The organism is Pelomonas sp. Root1444 (genome assembly GCF_001426885.1).
Taxonomy (GTDB): Bacteria; Pseudomonadota; Gammaproteobacteria; order Burkholderiales; family Burkholderiaceae_C; genus Pelomonas.
Genome location: NZ_LMFP01000028.1, coordinates 1,261,271 through 1,276,238, shown reverse-complemented (window position 1 = coordinate 1,276,238; position 14,968 = coordinate 1,261,271). Strand labels below are relative to the sequence as shown.

At 69.8% G+C, this 14,968-nt stretch carries 13 protein-coding genes; 9 read left to right on the top strand and 4 right to left on the bottom strand.

All coding sequences use genetic code 11. The features are described from left to right. Positions 1-343: 343 nt before the first annotated feature. From ASD35_RS23365 to ASD35_RS23350, 4 genes are all read right to left on the bottom strand, one after another. A complete protein-coding gene (locus tag ASD35_RS23365) occupies positions 344-838 on the bottom strand; it encodes an Lrp/AsnC family transcriptional regulator (RefSeq protein WP_056877301.1) in 495 nt (164 codons plus the stop codon). Between the two features lie 35 nt (positions 839-873). Further along, positions 874-2,277, bottom strand: coding sequence for an aminotransferase class III-fold pyridoxal phosphate-dependent enzyme (locus ASD35_RS23360; RefSeq protein ID WP_056877300.1), 1,404 nt, complete (start codon positions 2,275-2,277; stop codon positions 874-876). Positions 2,278-2,545: 268 nt separating this feature from the next. Next, a complete protein-coding gene (locus ASD35_RS23355) occupies positions 2,546-3,478 on the bottom strand; it encodes a glyoxylate/hydroxypyruvate reductase A (RefSeq protein WP_056877299.1) in 933 nt (310 codons plus the stop codon). Beyond that, positions 3,478-4,299 (bottom strand): GNAT family N-acetyltransferase, encoded by an 822-nt coding sequence (locus tag ASD35_RS23350; RefSeq protein ID WP_235538432.1) that lies wholly within the window; start codon positions 4,297-4,299, stop codon positions 3,478-3,480. The genes ASD35_RS23355 and ASD35_RS23350 overlap by 1 nt, the downstream gene beginning before the upstream one ends. A gap of 258 nt (positions 4,300-4,557) precedes the next feature. Between ASD35_RS23350 and ASD35_RS27450 the strand changes: the two genes are divergently transcribed. The 9 genes from ASD35_RS27450 to ASD35_RS23310 all read left to right on the top strand — a co-directional run bounded on the left by ASD35_RS27450 (position 4,558) and on the right by ASD35_RS23310 (position 14,675). After that, on the top strand, positions 4,558-4,815 hold the full coding sequence (locus ASD35_RS27450) for a hypothetical protein (RefSeq protein WP_157275725.1): 258 nt from the start codon (positions 4,558-4,560) through the stop codon (positions 4,813-4,815). 37 nt (positions 4,816-4,852) lie between these two features. Continuing rightward, the gene (locus ASD35_RS23345; protein WP_056877298.1) at positions 4,853-5,518 is read left to right on the top strand and encodes a haloacid dehalogenase type II; all 666 of its coding nucleotides are present in this window, start codon (positions 4,853-4,855) and stop codon (positions 5,516-5,518) included. 13 nt (positions 5,519-5,531) lie between these two features. Beyond that, positions 5,532-6,824 carry an FAD-binding oxidoreductase gene (locus ASD35_RS23340; RefSeq protein ID WP_056877297.1) on the top strand — a complete coding sequence of 431 codons (1,293 nt, stop codon included), beginning with the start codon at positions 5,532-5,534 and terminating at the stop codon, positions 6,822-6,824. Between the two features lie 45 nt (positions 6,825-6,869). Beyond that, positions 6,870-8,483 (top strand): ABC transporter substrate-binding protein, encoded by a 1,614-nt coding sequence (locus tag ASD35_RS23335; RefSeq protein WP_056877296.1) that lies wholly within the window; start codon positions 6,870-6,872, stop codon positions 8,481-8,483. An 84-nt stretch (positions 8,484-8,567) separates the two neighbouring features. After that, positions 8,568-9,524, top strand: coding sequence for an ABC transporter permease (locus tag ASD35_RS23330; RefSeq protein ID WP_056877500.1), 957 nt, complete (start codon positions 8,568-8,570; stop codon positions 9,522-9,524). A gap of 10 nt (positions 9,525-9,534) precedes the next feature. After that, positions 9,535-10,410, top strand: coding sequence for an ABC transporter permease (locus ASD35_RS23325; RefSeq protein ID WP_056877295.1), 876 nt, complete (start codon positions 9,535-9,537; stop codon positions 10,408-10,410). Continuing rightward, entirely contained in the window at positions 10,410-12,047 is a 1,638-nt protein-coding gene (locus ASD35_RS23320; protein ID WP_056877294.1) for an ABC transporter ATP-binding protein, read from the top strand. The genes ASD35_RS23325 and ASD35_RS23320 overlap by 1 nt, the downstream gene beginning before the upstream one ends. A gap of 19 nt (positions 12,048-12,066) precedes the next feature. Continuing rightward, positions 12,067-13,158 (top strand): tartrate dehydrogenase, encoded by a 1,092-nt coding sequence (locus ASD35_RS23315; RefSeq protein ID WP_056877293.1) that lies wholly within the window; start codon positions 12,067-12,069, stop codon positions 13,156-13,158. A gap of 50 nt (positions 13,159-13,208) precedes the next feature. Beyond that, the gene (locus ASD35_RS23310; protein ID WP_056877292.1) at positions 13,209-14,675 is read left to right on the top strand and encodes an NAD-dependent succinate-semialdehyde dehydrogenase; all 1,467 of its coding nucleotides are present in this window, start codon (positions 13,209-13,211) and stop codon (positions 14,673-14,675) included. The last annotated feature ends 293 nt before the right edge of the window (positions 14,676-14,968 follow it).

The following is a 14,968-nucleotide window of genomic DNA, read 5'->3' as shown; positions in this document are numbered from 1 at the left end:
CATCGGCACGGCGGCGTAGCGTCTCGAAACACCGGCCCGGCGCGGCACAAGCTGCGGTTGTTGGCCGGCTGCTCGGCAGCCTTTGCGGCGCTGCGGTCAGCCCCGGCCGCGCAGCTATTCCATGCCGTCTGGCGGCTCCATTCGGCGCGTTGTGCTGCGACATGCGGCCACGCCTTGAACGCCGATGGGCAGCTCGCCGCAGCATGCAGCGCGCGCTGCTCATTCCGCCGTCGGCGCGCTCAGCCGCGGAGGCGGCAATCAGGCAGAGGCCGCACGAAGCCGCGGTGATCTCGTCATCACGACGAGTGACCTCACGCGGTGGTGAGGGCCGCGCGCTGCGCGCTCACCGCTCCTCGGGGAACAGCTTGTCGATGGGGCAGTGCGTCTTGATGAAGGGCGACTTGATGACGATGTAGCTGAAGTACTTCTCGATGCCGATGTTGCGCTCGAGCAGGCCTTCGATGATCTGCTGGTAGTGGTTGACGCCCCGGGTGATGAAGCGCAGCAGGTAGTCGTAGCCGCCGCTGACGAGGTGGCACTCGAGGATCTCGTCCACGCCCCGGATGGCCGCCTCGAAGCGCATGAAGTCCTCGCGGTGGTGGTCCGACAGCGTGATCTCGGTGAACACCGTCAGCGTGTCGCCCAGCTTCTCGAGCCGCAGGCGCGCGCCGTAGCCCGTGATGTAGCCGGCCTGCTCCAGCCGCTTGACGCGGATCAGGCAGGGGCTGGGCGACAAGCCCACGGCGTCGGCCAGGTCGACGTTCGTGATGCGACCGTTCTGTTGCAGCTGCGCCAGGATGCGCAGGTCCAGGCGGTCGAGTTTCAGGGCTTCGGGCATGTCGTCGTGGGCGATGTGGCAGTTGCCGCGGATTCTCAGTCGGCGAGCGCGGCCCGCACATCGGGCCAAGCCAGTGCTTCGTCCAGCACCTTCCTGACGCGTGCGAACAATTGCTCGACATCCCCGTGCGTGTAGGTCAGGGCGGGCGCGAAGCCCAGCACGCCGTCGCCGAAGCAGCGGAACACGACACCGTTGCGGTAGGCCGATGCGAACAGGCGTTCGGCCAGGCCGGATACGGCCCCGAAGCCGCGCTTCGTGGCCTTGCTGCTGACCAGCTCCAGCGCGCCGAGCAGGCCGCGGCAACGTGCGTCGCCCACCAGCGGATGCAATCGCAGCCCGTCGAGCGCCGCGGCAAAGGCCGGTGCCACGCGCTGCGCATTGGCGATCACGCCGCCTTCGGTGTACAGGCGCAGCACCTCCAGCGCCACCGCCGCGCTGACGGGATGTGCAGAGTAGGTGGCGCCATGCCCGACGGGCACGCCGGCCGGCGCGGCGTCGGCGATGCCGGCATAGACCTTCTCCGACAGCATGGTGGCACCCATGGGCAGGTAGCCGGATGTCAGGCCCTTGGCGAGTGTCATCAGGTCGGGCTCGACCCCCTCGGCGTCGCAGGCGAACATGGGCCCGGTGCGTCCGAAGCCGGTGATCACCTCGTCGACGACGAACAGGATGTCCAGCTCACGCGCCGCATCCCGCATGGCCTTCAGCCAGCCGACCGGCGGCACGATGACACCGCCGGAGCCCTGCACGGGCTCGCAGAAGAACGCGGCCACGTTGTCGGCACCCAGCTCCGCGACCTTGGCGCGCAGCGACGCCACCGAGGCGGCGATCAGCGCCTGTGCATCGCCGCCCTGCGGGTGGCGGTAAGGGTTGGGGGAGGGGATGTAGTGCTGGGTGGGTAAGGGCAGGTCGAAGCCGCGGTGGAACACCGGCAGTGCCGTCAGGCCCGCGCCGGTGGACGAGGAGCCGTGGTAGCCGCGCTCCTGCGAGATGAAGTGCTTCTTGGCCGGCCGGCCGACGGCATTCCAGTACTGCACGATGAAGCGCGCCGCGGCGTCGACCGCCTCGGAGCCGCCGAGCGTGAGATAGGCGCGCGTCAGCGAAGGCGGCGTGATGTCGACGAGCTTGGCGGCCAGGCGGATGGCGGGCTCGCTGGCGAAGTCGAAGTAGCCGGTGGCATATGGCAGCTTGTGCAACTGCTCGGTGGCCGCGCGCACGACGCTCTCCTGGCCATAGCCGACGTTCACGCACCACAGGCCGGCGAAGCCGTCGAGCAGCTCATGGCCGCTGGCGTCCTTCAGCCAGGGGCCGCGCGCCTCGGTCAGGATCAGGGGGCCACGCTCCTCATGCTGGCGCCAGTTGGTCACGGGATGGACGAGGTGGGCGCGGTCGAGGCGGACCAGGGCGTCGGTATCTGCAGAGCGGGCGGCTGGGTTCATGGCAGGTGGTGAAAGCTTGGCTTCGATGGCTTCCAATTTAGGTGCCGGTGCCCTGGAAGTGGTGCCGGAATCGGGCTGCGCGTGAGCCGTTGCTGCGGTTGTGCTGCGGCTTTCCGCAGATCGTGCTGCGTTGTCTGGTGGGCATGCGAGTCAGCGCTTCGATCTGCGATCGCCGCCCGCGGCTCGATGCCGCAAGCATCGCCGTCCCCCCCGGGGGACCGACTGGGCTTGCCCGCGTCCAGCGCGGCGAGGCCGGGCGAGGGGCTTGCTAATACCCGCGCTGCCGGTCGACAAGGCCGACCAGCGGCTCGCCACGCTCGAAGCGGCGCAGGTTGTCGATCACCGCGCGCGCCGCGCTGACCGGCTGCGTCATGCTGGCGATGTGCGGCGTGATGCGCACGTGCGGATGCGACCACAGCGCATGCGCGGGCGGCAGCGGCTCGGGGTCGGTCACGTCGAGCACGGCCTCGGTGAGTTGCCCGGCGTCCAGTGCGCTCAGCAGGTCCGCCGCGATCAGTTGCGGCCCGCGGCCCACATGCACGAGGGCGGCGCCGCGCGGCAGGCGTTGCAGCAGCGCGGCATTCAGGAACCCGCGTGTCTCGTCCGTCAGCGGCAGCAGGCACACCAGGATGTCGCTGCGGGCGAGGAACTCGCCGAGTTCGTCAGTGCCGGCCAGCACGCGCACGCCATCGACGACACGGCGCGAGCGACTCCAGCCGGCGCAGTCGAAGCCGAAAGCGGCGAGCTGCGTCAGCACCGCCTGGCCGAGCGAGCCCAGGCCCAGCACGCCCACGCGGCGCTCAGCCGCCGTCCTGACCGGCAGCGGGCTCCATGCGCCGCGTTGCTGCGCGCGCCGGTACGCCGGCATGTCGCGGTGCAGGTCCAGCACGGCATGGGTGACGTACTCGACCATCCCGCGCGTGATGCCCGGTTCGATCATGCGCACCACCGGCAGCTCGCGGGGCAGCGCGAAGAGGTCGAACTGGTCGACGCCGGCGCCGGACGAGAACAGCAGCTTCAGTTGCGGAAAGCGGTCGGCCAGGTCGTTCGGCGGCTCCCAGGCGGCGAGGTAGTGCACGCGCGCCGGGTCGCCGATGTCGGGCCACAGCCGGAAATCGATCTGCGGCGCCTCGCGGCGGAATACCTCGGCCCATTGCCGGCCGCGCACCAGGTCGGCCTTGTAGACGAAGGTGCTGGCCATCAGCCCAGCGCCTGCGTGACGACGGCGAACAGCTGCGTGGGCGGTGCGGTCACCAGCGCCGGCCCACGCAGCATCGTCGTCGGTGCGTCGACGCGCAGCAGGCCCAGGCTCTCCAGCCACTCGGCCAGGCCGGTGTCGAAGTCGATGTCGATGCGCGTGAAGCGCCCGGCGTTGAGGCCGGAGAGGTGCGCGATCAGCGCCTGCGCGCCGGTCACGTCGGGCGCCACCACGGGTCCGATCGCGTGGCCGCGGCCGAAGCGGCGCAGCATCGCGAAGCCGCGGGCCACGTCGTCCTGCGTCAGCACGACGGCGGCCTCGGCCTGCTCGAACAGCTCCTGGATGAGGGCGTCGCGGCGCATGCCGCGCGCCTGTTCGTCGAGTGCCTGCAGCGTCTGCAGGTCGCTCTGGCCCGCCGGCCGCAACCGCCAGCCCGGCGCCAGCGCGATGGGCGGGGAGGCCTGGGCGATGCCCTGGTGCTGGCGCAACTCGCCGGTGCGCACGAAGCCCAGCCGCTCGTACAGGCCGCGCCCGTCGGCCGTGGCGTGCAGCAGCACGGTACTGTCCTCCAGCCCTTCGAGCACTGCGCTCATCAACCGGTGGCCGATGCGCCGCCCCTGGCAGGCCGGCGCGACGACGACCAAGCCGACCGTGGCGTGCCGCGGCCCCCAATGCCAGCGCATCGCCGTGCCGACGACTTCGCCGTCCCGCTCGGCCACCACGCCCTGGCCGTGGCGCAGGGCCTGATCCCATTCGGCGGGGCGGTGCGGCCAGCGCTGCTCCGCGGTCAGGGCCTGTGCGGCCCCGAGGTCTGATTCGGTCATCGGGCGCAAGGTCACGCCGTCGGATGCCGGTGCATGCATCGCACCCATAAACACGTTCTCCCAGTCATGTGGCGTGGCCATCTTGGTCGTTTTCAGGCCCATGCGCCAGCCGCGAAACAGCCTGCGGCGCAATTCGCAAGCTTGCGCCGCCGGGGGCTGCAGCTTCGCGATTTCCGCGCTGTGCGGGGGCTCCGAACAGGCACATATGCCGCGGGTGGGCGCCTACCATTTTTCGCACAGCCTTGGAGGAACCCGGAGATGCTGCAGTTCGAACCCGAAGCCCGTCAGACGCCATGTGGCGGCATTGCGCCGGGCCACATGAAAAGCGCGGTGCCTGGCGCCAAGTCAGCCGCGACCGAGCCGTGCACTGATCGACTTTGGGGCCTTCCGGCGTGCATCACGCACACCTTGCGTGCGCACGGCACGGCATGCCGCGCGGCCCTGCTCAAACCGCAGTTTGCTCGCGTCAAGGCCTGCAAAACACGATCGCCCAGCGGCACCCCCATGCTGCAATGACAGCCAGATGACAGCCCCACCACGGAGAGACGACATCATGAAATTCCGCCCCAAGTACATCACCTTCGACTGCTATGGCACGCTGACGCGCTTCCGCATGGGGGAGGTCACGCGTGAGATCTTTGCCGACCGCGTGCCGGCCGACCGCATGGAGCAGTTCATCGCCGACTTCACGGCCTACCGCTTCGACGAAGTGCTGGGCGACTGGCAGCCGTACGACGTGGTGCTGAAGAACGCGGTGCGCCGGCTGTGCAAGAAATGGCAGCTGCAATACCTCGACGCCGAGGCGCAGCGCTACGTCGATGCGGTGCCCACCTGGGGGCCGCACGACGACGTGCCCGCCGGCCTGGCCAAGGTGGCCAAGGAGATACCGCTGGTCATCCTGTCCAACGCGATGGACCACCAGATCCAGACCAACGTCGCCATGCTCGGCGCGCCGTTCCACCGGGTCTACACCGCCCAGCAGGCACAGGCGTACAAGCCGCGGCTGAAGGCGTTCGAGTACATGATCGATTCGCTGGGCTGCAACCCGGAGGACCTGCTGCACGTGTCCTCCAGCCTGCGCTACGACCTGATGTCGGCCGACGACATCGGCATCGTCGACAAGGTCTTCGTCAACCGCGGCCATGGCCCGGGCAACCCGGCCTACCGCTATGTCGAGATCCAGGACATCGGCGGCCTGCCGGGCGTCGTGGGCCTCTGAACGGCAGCGCGCCATGAAACTCGAGTCGTACTGGACTGCCTCGACGCCCGCGTTCACGCCGACGGCGCAGGCGCTGCCGGCGCAGTGCGATGTCGCCATCGTGGGCGCCGGCTTCACGGGGCTGTCGGCAGCGCTGGCGCTGGCGCGGCGCGGCGCTTCAGTCGTCGTGCTGGAGGCCGGCGAGCGCGTCGCCGCCGAGGCGTCCGGTCGCAACGGCGGCCATGTCAACAACGGGCTGGCGGTGGACTATGCCGAGGTGGCCGCCAAGGTGGGCGTGGCGCAGGCGCGATCCTGGTACCACGCCTACGACGCGGCGGTCGACGCCGTCGAGCGCATCGTGCGCGACGAGGCCATCGACTGCGATTTCGTGCGCAACGGCAAGCTCAAGCTCGCCACGCGCACGGCGCACCTGGACGCGCTCAAGCGCAGCGCAGACCGGCTGCGCCGCGACCAGGTCGACACGGACATCGAGATCCTGGACGCGTCGCAGGTGCACGCCGAGGTGGACAGCGAGGGCTTCCAGGGCGGGTTGCTCTACAAGCGCAGCGGCCAGATGCACATGGGGCGCTTTGCGCATGGCCTGGCGCAGGCCGCGCAACGGCAGGGCGCGCAGATCCACGTCGGCACCTGCGTCAGCCAGCTCAAGCGCATCGGCAAAGGCCAGGCCCATCACGTGCAGACCAGCCGCGGCAGCGTGAAGGCGGCGCAGGTGCTGCTCGGCACCGGCGCGGCACGCCATGGCGGCTACGGCACGTTCGGCTGGCTGCGCCGGCGCATCGTGCCGATCGGCAGCTTCATCGTCGTCACCGAGCCCCTGGGCGAGCAGCGTGCTCAGGCGCTGCTGCGCGAGCGCCGCACCTACGTGACGATCGCCAACATCCACCACTACTTCCGCCTCACGCCGGACCACCGCCTGGTGTTCGGCGGCCGGGCGCGCTTCGCGATCTCCAGCCCGACCTCGGATGCCAAGAGCGGCGGCGTGTTGAGTGCCGCGCTGGCGCAGGTGTTCCCCAGCCTGGCCGGCGTGCGCATCGACTACTGCTGGGGCGGCCTCGTCGACATGACGCAGGACCGCCTGCCGCATGCCGGCGAGCGCGACGGCCTCTTCTATTCGATGGGCTACAGCGGCCATGGCACGCAGATGTCGGTGCTGATGGGCGAGCGCATGGCGGCGGTGATGGCGGGCGACCGCGAGGCCAACCCCTGGCGCGGGCGCAACTGGCCAGCCATCGCCGGGCATTTCGGGCCGCCGTGGTTCCTGCCTGCGGTCGGGCTGTACTACCGCCTCAAGGACAGCCTCGCCTGAGGCCGCCCATCCCCTCTTTTTCAAGACAACACGAGGAGCGAGACCATGACTGAACGCAATGCGCTTGAGGCCCTCATCGGCCCCCATGAAAGCCAGCGGTTGATGACGGCGTTGCAACGCGGCGCGAGCCGGCGCGACGTGCTGGCGATGTTGACGGCGGGCGGCATGCAGGCCGTGCTGGCCGGCAGCCTGGCGGGCACCGCGCTGTCGGCACATGCCCAGACGCCCAAGCGCGGCGGCAAGATCCGCGTGGCCGGCGCAACCGCGGCGGCGACCGACACGCTGGACCCGGCCAAGCAGTCGAACCAGACCGACTACTCGCGCTGCAACATGATCTACAACGGGCTGACGTCGCTGGACGCCAGCCTCACGCCGCAGCCCGCGCTGGCCGAGTCCTTCGCCACCAAGGACGCCAAGACCTGGGTCTTCACGCTGCGCCAGGGCGTGCAGTTCCACGACGGCAAGGCGCTCACGCCGGCCGACGTGGTCTATTCGCTGTCGCGCCACAAGGACCCGGCCACCGCGTCCAAGGCCAAGGCGCTGGCCGATCAGATCGAGAGCGTGAAGGCCAGCGGCGCCAACGAGGTCACGGTCACGCTGGTGGCGCCGAATGCGGACCTGCCTGTCATCCTCGGCACCTTCCACTTCCACATCGTCAAGGACGGCACGACCGACTTCAACGCCGGCATCGGCACGGGCCCCTTCAAGCTCAAGGAGTTCAAGCCGGGCGTGCGCTCGGTGGTCGTGCGCAACGGCAACTACTGGAAGCCGGGCAGGCCGTACCTCGACGAGATCGAGTTCATCGGCATCGGCGACGAGAGCGCGCGCGTCAACGCGCTGCTGTCCGGCGGCATGGACCTGGTCGGCGTGGTCAACCCGCGCTCGCTCGCGCGCATCACCAGCACGCCGGGCTATGCGGTGTTCAAGACGCAGTCGGGCCAGTACTCCGACCTGATCATGCGCAAGGACATGGGCCCGGGCGCCAACTCCGACTTCGCCCTCGCGATGAAGCACATGTTCGACCGCGAGCAGATGAAGAAGACGATTGCGCTGGACCAGGCCGTGATCGGCAACGACCAGCCCATCGACCCCACCAACCGCTTCCATTTCGCCGGCCTGCCGCAGCGGCAGTTCGACCTGGACAAGGCCAAGTTCCACCTGCAGAAGTCCGGCGTCACCGGCGCGGTGCCCATCGTCGCCTCGCCGGCCGCGCTCAACTCCGTCGAGATGGCGCTGGTGCTGCAGCAGACTGCGCAGCGCATCGGCCTGGCGCTGGAGGTCAAGCGCATGCCGGCCGATGGCTACTGGTCCAACCACTGGCTCAACAGCGCGGTCGGCTTCGGCAACGTCAACCCGCGACCGAGCGCCGACATCCTGTTGACGCAGTTCTTCAAGTCCGACGCCACCTGGAACGAGTCGCGCTGGAAGAACCCCCAGTTCGACCAGCTGCTGCTTGCCGCGCGCGCCGAGACCGACACGGCCAGGCGCAAGCAGATGTATGCCGACATGCAGACGCTGATCCACCAGGAAGCCGGCATCGGCATCCCGTTGTTCATGGCCAGCCTGGACGCGCACAGCACGAAGCTCAAGGGCCTGTCGCCCATCCCGCTCGGTGGGCTCATGGGCTACAACTTCGCCGAGAACGTCTGGCTCGAATGAGCCGCGTTGGAAGCACTCGCGGCGCGCCTCCGGACGGCGCGCGTTCCCTGGCCAGCGTGTCGTGAACCGAGGTAGGTCGCCATGTTGAATCGCGCCATCGTTGTCTTGCTCGCCCAGCGCATCGCGCTGGCGCTGCTGTCGCTGCTCGCCGTCTCGGTGGTCGTGTTCGCCGTCACGGCCGTCCTGCCCGGTGATGCGGCGCAGGAACAGCTTGGCCAGGAGGCCACGCCCGAGGCGCTCGCCGCATTGCGGGCCCAGATGGGCCTGAACGTGCCGGCGCCCGAGCGCTATCTGCGGTGGCTGGCCGGCATGCTGCGCGGCGAGCTCGGCACATCGGCCACGACGCAGCTGCCGGTGGGCGAGCTGATCGCAAGCCGGCTGCCCAACTCGCTGCTGCTGGCGGCCGTGACGGCGCTGTTCTCCGTGCCCATTGCGCTGTCGCTGGGCATCTCGGCGGCCGTGTGGCGCGGCTCATGGTTCGACCGGGTCGCCTCGGCCGGCGCAGTCGCGGTCGTCTCGGTGCCCGAGTTCCTGGTGGCGACGCTGGCGGTGCTGGTTTTCGCGGTCCAGCTGCGCTGGCTGCCGGCGCTGTCATACGTCAACGACATCGAGTCGCTCGGCCAGATGCTGCGCGCCTTCGCGATGCCGGTGCTGACGCTGTGCTGCGTGATCGTCGCGCAGATGATGCGCATGACGCGCGCCGCAGTGATCGACCAGCTCGAGGCGCCCTACATCGAGATGGTGCGCCTGAAGGGGGCGTCGCCGCTGCGCATGGTGCTGGCCCATGCGCTGCCGAACGCGGTAGGCCCGATCGCCAATGCCGTGGCCTTGAGCCTGTCCTACCTGCTCGGCGGCGTGATCATCGTCGAGACCATCTTCAACTACCCCGGCATCGCCAAGCTGATGGTGGACGGCGTCTCGCAGCGCGACATGCCGCTGGTGCAGGCCTGCGCGATGCTGTTCTGCGCCGCCTACCTGATCCTCGTCACGGCGGCCGACATCTGCGGCATCGTCGCCAACCCACGGCTGCGCCATCGCTGAGGAGACACCGATGACTACCGTATCCACTTCAGGCACCTTCCCCCGCTCGGCGCCACGGGGCCGTGGCAGCTGGCTCGCGCAATTCGGCGTCGTGGGCGTGGCGGGGCTGCTGGTGCTCGCCTTCTGGGTGCTCGCCGCGGCGTTCGGCCCAGCGCTGCTGTCGCGCAGCGGCGCATCCGGCGGCGGCGAGGTGTTCGCGCCGATGAGTGCGGCGCATTGGCTGGGCACCGACTACCTGGGCCGCGACATGCTGGCCCGCGTCATCGAGGGCGCGCGCTACACCGTCGGCGTCGCACTGGTCGCGACGCTGCTGGCCAGTGGCACCGGCACGCTGCTGGCGCTGCTGGCGGCCGCCAGCGGCCGCTGGACCGACGCGGCGCTCAGCCGTGGCCTGGACACGCTGACGGCCATTCCCGGCAAGATGCTCGCGCTGCTGATGGTGGCCGGCTTCGGTTCATCCATCGGCATGCTCGTCGTCACCGCGGCCATCATCTACGTGCCGGGCGCCTACCGCATGGCGCGCTCGCTGGCGATCAACATCAACGCGCTGGACTACGTGACCGTTGCACGCACCCGCGGCGAAGGCACGCTGTACGTGATGCTGCGCGAGATCCTGCCCAACATCGCCGGGCCCATGCTGGCCGACCTGGGCCTGCGCTTCGTCTACATCGTGCTGCTGCTGGCGTCCTTGAGCTTCCTCGGCCTGGGCGTGCAGCCCCCGTCGGCCGACTGGGGCTCTCTGGTGCGCGAGAACATCGGCGCGCTGGCCGATGGCGGGGCTTCTGTGGTGGTGCCCTCGATGGCCATCGCGAGCCTCACCATCGCGGTCAACCTGGTCATCGACAACCTGCCGGGCCGCGCGGCCCGCGAACGCGGAGCACGGTAATGGGCAGCCCTGTTGTTGTGGAAGGCCTGTGCGTCAGTGCAGGCGACGCCAAGTTGGTCGATCAGCTGAGCTTCTCGATCCAGCCGGGCGAGGTGCTCGCACTGATCGGCGAGTCGGGTTCCGGCAAGACGACCACCGCGTTGGCGCTGATGGGCTACGCCCGCCGTGGCTGCCGCATCTCGGGTGGCAGCGTGCGCGTCGGCGATGTCGACGTGCTGGCGTTGAAGCCGCGCCAGCTGCGCGCGCTGCGCGGCCGCACGGTGGCCTACATCGCGCAGAGCGCGGCGGCGTCGTTCAACCCCTCCCGCTGCATCCTCGACCAGGTCGTGGAGCCGGCCGTGCTGCACGGCAAGCTGCGGCGGGCCGAGGCGGAGCTGAAGGCGATCGCGCTGTTCCGCGAGCTGGCACTGCCCGAGCCCGAGTTGATCGGCTCGCGCTACCCGCATCAAGTCTCGGGTGGGCAGCTGCAGCGGCTGATGGCGGCGATGGCGCTCATCACCGACCCTGAAGTCGTGATCCTGGATGAACCCACCACCGCGCTGGACGTGACCACGCAGATCGAGGTGCTGCGCGCCTTCCGGCGCGTGGTGCGCGAGCGGCAGGTGACGGCGGTCTACGTCAGCCATGACCTGGCGGTCGTGGCGCAGATGGCCGACCGCATCCTGGTGCTGCGCGACGGCTGCATGCGCGAGCTGAGCACGACGGAGCGCCTGCTCACGGCGCCGCAGCATGAGTACACCAAGAGCCTGCTCGCCGCGGCGCGGCCGGCGCCACGCGCGCAGGCGCCGCTGGCCGACGATGCCGAGCCGCTGCTGCGCCTGCGCGGCCTGTCCGCCGGCTACGGCCCGCGCGGCGCCGACGGGCAGCCCGCGATCCCCATCCTCGGCGACATCGACCTGGAGCTGAAGCGCGGCCAGGCGATCGGCGTGATCGGTGAGTCGGGGTCGGGCAAGACGACGCTGGCGCGCGCGGTCGCCGGGTTGCTGGCGCCTTGCGCGGGCACGATGGAGTTCCGCGGCCAGGCGCTCAAGCCCCGGCTGGCGGACCGCACGCGCGACGAACTGCGGCGGATCCAGATCGTCTTCCAGTCGGCCGACACGGCGCTGAACCCCTCGCAGACCATCGAGCGCATCCTGGCGCGGCCGCTGCAGTTCTACAAAGGCCTCAGCGGCGCCGCGCTGCAGCGGCGCATCGAGGAGCTGCTGGACCTCGTGCAGCTGCCAAGGTCGCTGGCCAAGCGCCTGCCGGCCGGCCTCTCGGGCGGGCAGAAGCAGCGCGTCAGCCTGGCCCGCGCGCTGGCCGCGGAGCCGGACCTGATCCTGTGCGACGAGGTCACGTCGGCGCTGGACACGGTGGTCGGCGCGGCCGTGCTGGACCTGATGGCGCAGTTGCGCCGCGACCTCGGCGTGTCCTACCTCTTCATCAGCCACGACCTGCACACGGTGCGCGCCGTCTGCGACGAGATCGTCGTCATGCAGCACGGCCGCAAGCTGACGCAGGTCGCGCGGCGCGACTTCGACCGCGGCCCGCACCACCCCTATTACGAACAGCTCGCCCGCGCGGTGCCCGAGCTGCGGCGCGGCTGGCTCGACGAGCTGGACGCGCAGCGGCCGGCCCCCGTGCTGCGTGCCGTCTGACACCTCACCAGGAGACCCCATGACGACCCCGACTTTTCGCATCGCCGCCATTCCCGGCGATGGCATCGGCAAGGAAGTGATGCCCGAAGGGCTGCGCGTGCTGCATGCCGCCGCCAGGCGCTTCGGCCTGGCATTGGACGTGCGCGAGATCCCGTGGGCCAGCTGCGACTGGCACGCGCAGCACGGCCAGATGATGCCGGACGACTGGAAAGAGCAGCTCAGCGGCGTGGACGCGATCTTCTTCGGCGCGGTCGGCTGGCCGGCGACCGTGCCCGACCACGTCTCGCTGTGGGGTTCGCTGCTGAAGTTCCGGCGCCAGTTCGACCAGTACATCAACCTGCGTCCCGTGCGCCTGTTCGAAGGCGTGCCGTGCCCGCTGGCCGGCCGCAAGCCGGGCGACATCGACTATCTCGTCGTGCGCGAGAACACCGAGGGCGAGTACACCGCGCTCGGCGGCGTGATGTACGAGGGCACCGACCGCGAGATCGTCATCCAGGAGTCCGTGTTCTCTCGCCACGGCGCCGACCGTGTGCTGCGCTTCGCCTTCGAGGCGGCGCGCTCCCGCCCGCGCAAGCACCTGACGCTGGCCACCAAGAGCAACGGCATCGCGATCAGCATGCCGTGGTGGGACGGCCGCGCCGACGCGGTGGGCCGCGACTTCCCGGACGTGAGCCTGGACAAGCAGCACATCGACATCCTGAGCGCGCGCTTCGTGCTGCAGCCGCAGCGCTTCGACGTCGTGGTGGCCAGCAACCTGTTCGGCGACATCCTGTCCGACCTCGGGCCGGCCACCACCGGCACGATCGGCCTGGCGCCGTCGGCCAACCTCAACCCCGAGCGCAAGTTCCCGTCGCTGTTCGAGCCGGTGCACGGGTCGGCGCCGGACATCTACGGCAAGAACATCGCCAACCCGATCGCCATGATCTGGTCCGGCGCGCTGATGCTGGACTTCCTCACCGAAGGGCAGGGCGCCGGCCGTGCCGCGCACGACGCCATCGTCAAGGCCATCGAGACGGTGCTGGCGCAAGGCCCGCGCACGCCGGACCTTGGCGGCAACGCGTCGACCACGGCGCTCGGCCAGGCCATCGCCGGACTCGTCGAGGCCGGCTGAAACCGTTCGAGACGATCGCATCCACCCCATCCAACCCGCAGCCCACCGCCATGTCCCTCACCTTGCAACGCGATGACCTCCTGCCCGGACGCAACCTGATCGGCGCCTGGTGCGACGCCAGCGACGGCCGGCGCTTCAACGTCAACGACCCGGCCACCGATGTCGTGTTCGCGACCGTGCCCGACAGTGGCGCCGCTGATGCGCGCGCGGCCGTCGACGCCGCGCACGCTGCCTTTGCCACATGGCGCGCCGTACCGGCCAAGCAGCGCGCTCTGATCCTCAAGCGGTGGAACGACCTGATCCTGGCCCACCAGGAAGACCTCGGCCGGCTGATCTCGCGCGAGCAGGGCAAGCCGCTCGCCGAGGGTCGCGGCGAGGTGGCCTACGCGGCAAGCTATGTCGAGTGGTTCGCCGAGGAGGCGACGCGCGCCAACGGTGAGGTCATCCCCGCCCCGGTGCCGGGGCGCCGCATGTTCGCGCTGAAGGAGCCGGTCGGCGTGGTCGCCGCGATCACGCCCTGGAACTTCCCCGCGGCGATGATCGCCCGCAAGATCGCCCCCGCGCTGGCTGCCGGCTGCACCGTGGTCTGCAAGCCGGCCGAGGACACGCCGCTGACCTCGCTGGCGCTGGTCAAGCTGGCGGAGGAGGCCGGCGTCCCGGCGGGCGTGCTGAACATCGTGACCGCTTCGCGTGAACGCACGCCCGAGGTTGTCGACGTCTGGCTCGACGACCCCCGCGTGCGCAAGATCACCTTCACCGGCTCTACGCCCGTGGGCAAGCATCTGGCGCGCCGCGCCGCCGACACGCTCAAGCGGCTCTCGCTGGAGCTGGGTGGCAACGCGCCCTTCATCGTCTTCGAGGACGCCGACCTTGACGCCGCTGTCGACGGCCTGATGGTGGCCAAGTTCCGCAATGGCGGGCAGACCTGCGTGAGCCCGAACCGCGTGTTCGTGCAATCGCGGGTGCACGATGCCTTCGTCGAGAAGCTGGCAGCCCGCATCGCGGCCCTGAAGGTCGGCCCGGCCAGCGACCCGGTCTCGCAGATCGGGCCGATGATCAATGCCAGGGCCGTCGAGAAGATCGAGCGCCATGTGCAGGACGCCGTCGCGCGCGGCGCGACCAAGTTGGTCGGCGGCGCAAGGCTGCCCGCCCTCGGCCCGAACTACTTCGCGCCGACGCTGCTCATCGGTGCCGACGGCGCCATGGCCTGCGCCTGCGAGGAAACCTTCGGGCCGCTCGTCGCCATCGCGCGCTTCGAGACCGAAACCGATGTGGTCCGCGCGGCGAACGACACGCCCTTCGGCCTGGCAGGCTATTTCTATGCCACCGACGTGCGGCGCATCTGGCGCATGGCCGAGGCCTTGCAGACCGGCCTGGTGGGCGTCAACGAAGGCGCGCTCGCCGCCGAGGCTGCGCCCTTCGGCGGCGTCAAGGAATCAGGCTACGGGCGCGAGGGCTCGGTGCACGGCCTGGACGACTACATGCACCTGAAGTACGTGTGCCAAGGGCAGCTGTGAAGCCGTCCGTCACAGAAAGAAAGGCGCAGATCTCAGACTCGTCCAGAAGGCGTCGACGCACTGGGTCGATGCGGACATCAAGCGCGCTTGCGCGTCGATGCTGTTCCTGAAGTTTGCTGAGGCCTGCGCCCGGGAAGAAATTTAAGCCGGCGACGATGGGCGGTACGTAGGACTGCGTCGCTCGCGACGGTCAGACGTGTCTTGGAAAAGCGCCCAGATGGTCCTCCGGCGGGAACCATGAATCGGGCTGTAGGCCGCATGGATGCTAGCTTTGGCTAACAGGGGTTGAGGTT

Bases quoted from the DNA above. Each gene is read 5' to 3' on its own strand.
- ASD35_RS23340 (WP_056877297.1), top strand. From the start codon at position 5,532: ATGAAACTCGAGTCGTACTGGACTGCCTCGACGCCCGCGTTCACGCCG.
- ASD35_RS23350 (WP_235538432.1), bottom strand. From the start codon at position 4,299: ATGACCGAATCAGACCTCGGGGCCGCACAGGCCCTGACCGCGGAGCAG.
- ASD35_RS23365 (WP_056877301.1), bottom strand. From the start codon at position 838: ATGCCCGAAGCCCTGAAACTCGACCGCCTGGACCTGCGCATCCTGGCG.
- ASD35_RS27450 (WP_157275725.1), top strand. From the start codon at position 4,558: ATGCTGCAGTTCGAACCCGAAGCCCGTCAGACGCCATGTGGCGGCATT.
- ASD35_RS23355 (WP_056877299.1), bottom strand. From the start codon at position 3,478: ATGGCCAGCACCTTCGTCTACAAGGCCGACCTGGTGCGCGGCCGGCAA.
- ASD35_RS23315 (WP_056877293.1), top strand. From the start codon at position 12,067: ATGACGACCCCGACTTTTCGCATCGCCGCCATTCCCGGCGATGGCATC.
- ASD35_RS23335 (WP_056877296.1), top strand. From the start codon at position 6,870: ATGACTGAACGCAATGCGCTTGAGGCCCTCATCGGCCCCCATGAAAGC.
- ASD35_RS23320 (WP_056877294.1), top strand. From the start codon at position 10,410: ATGGGCAGCCCTGTTGTTGTGGAAGGCCTGTGCGTCAGTGCAGGCGAC.
- ASD35_RS23310 (WP_056877292.1), top strand. From the start codon at position 13,209: ATGTCCCTCACCTTGCAACGCGATGACCTCCTGCCCGGACGCAACCTG.
- ASD35_RS23345 (WP_056877298.1), top strand. From the start codon at position 4,853: ATGAAATTCCGCCCCAAGTACATCACCTTCGACTGCTATGGCACGCTG.
- ASD35_RS23325 (WP_056877295.1), top strand. From the start codon at position 9,535: ATGACTACCGTATCCACTTCAGGCACCTTCCCCCGCTCGGCGCCACGG.
- ASD35_RS23360 (WP_056877300.1), bottom strand. From the start codon at position 2,277: ATGAACCCAGCCGCCCGCTCTGCAGATACCGACGCCCTGGTCCGCCTC.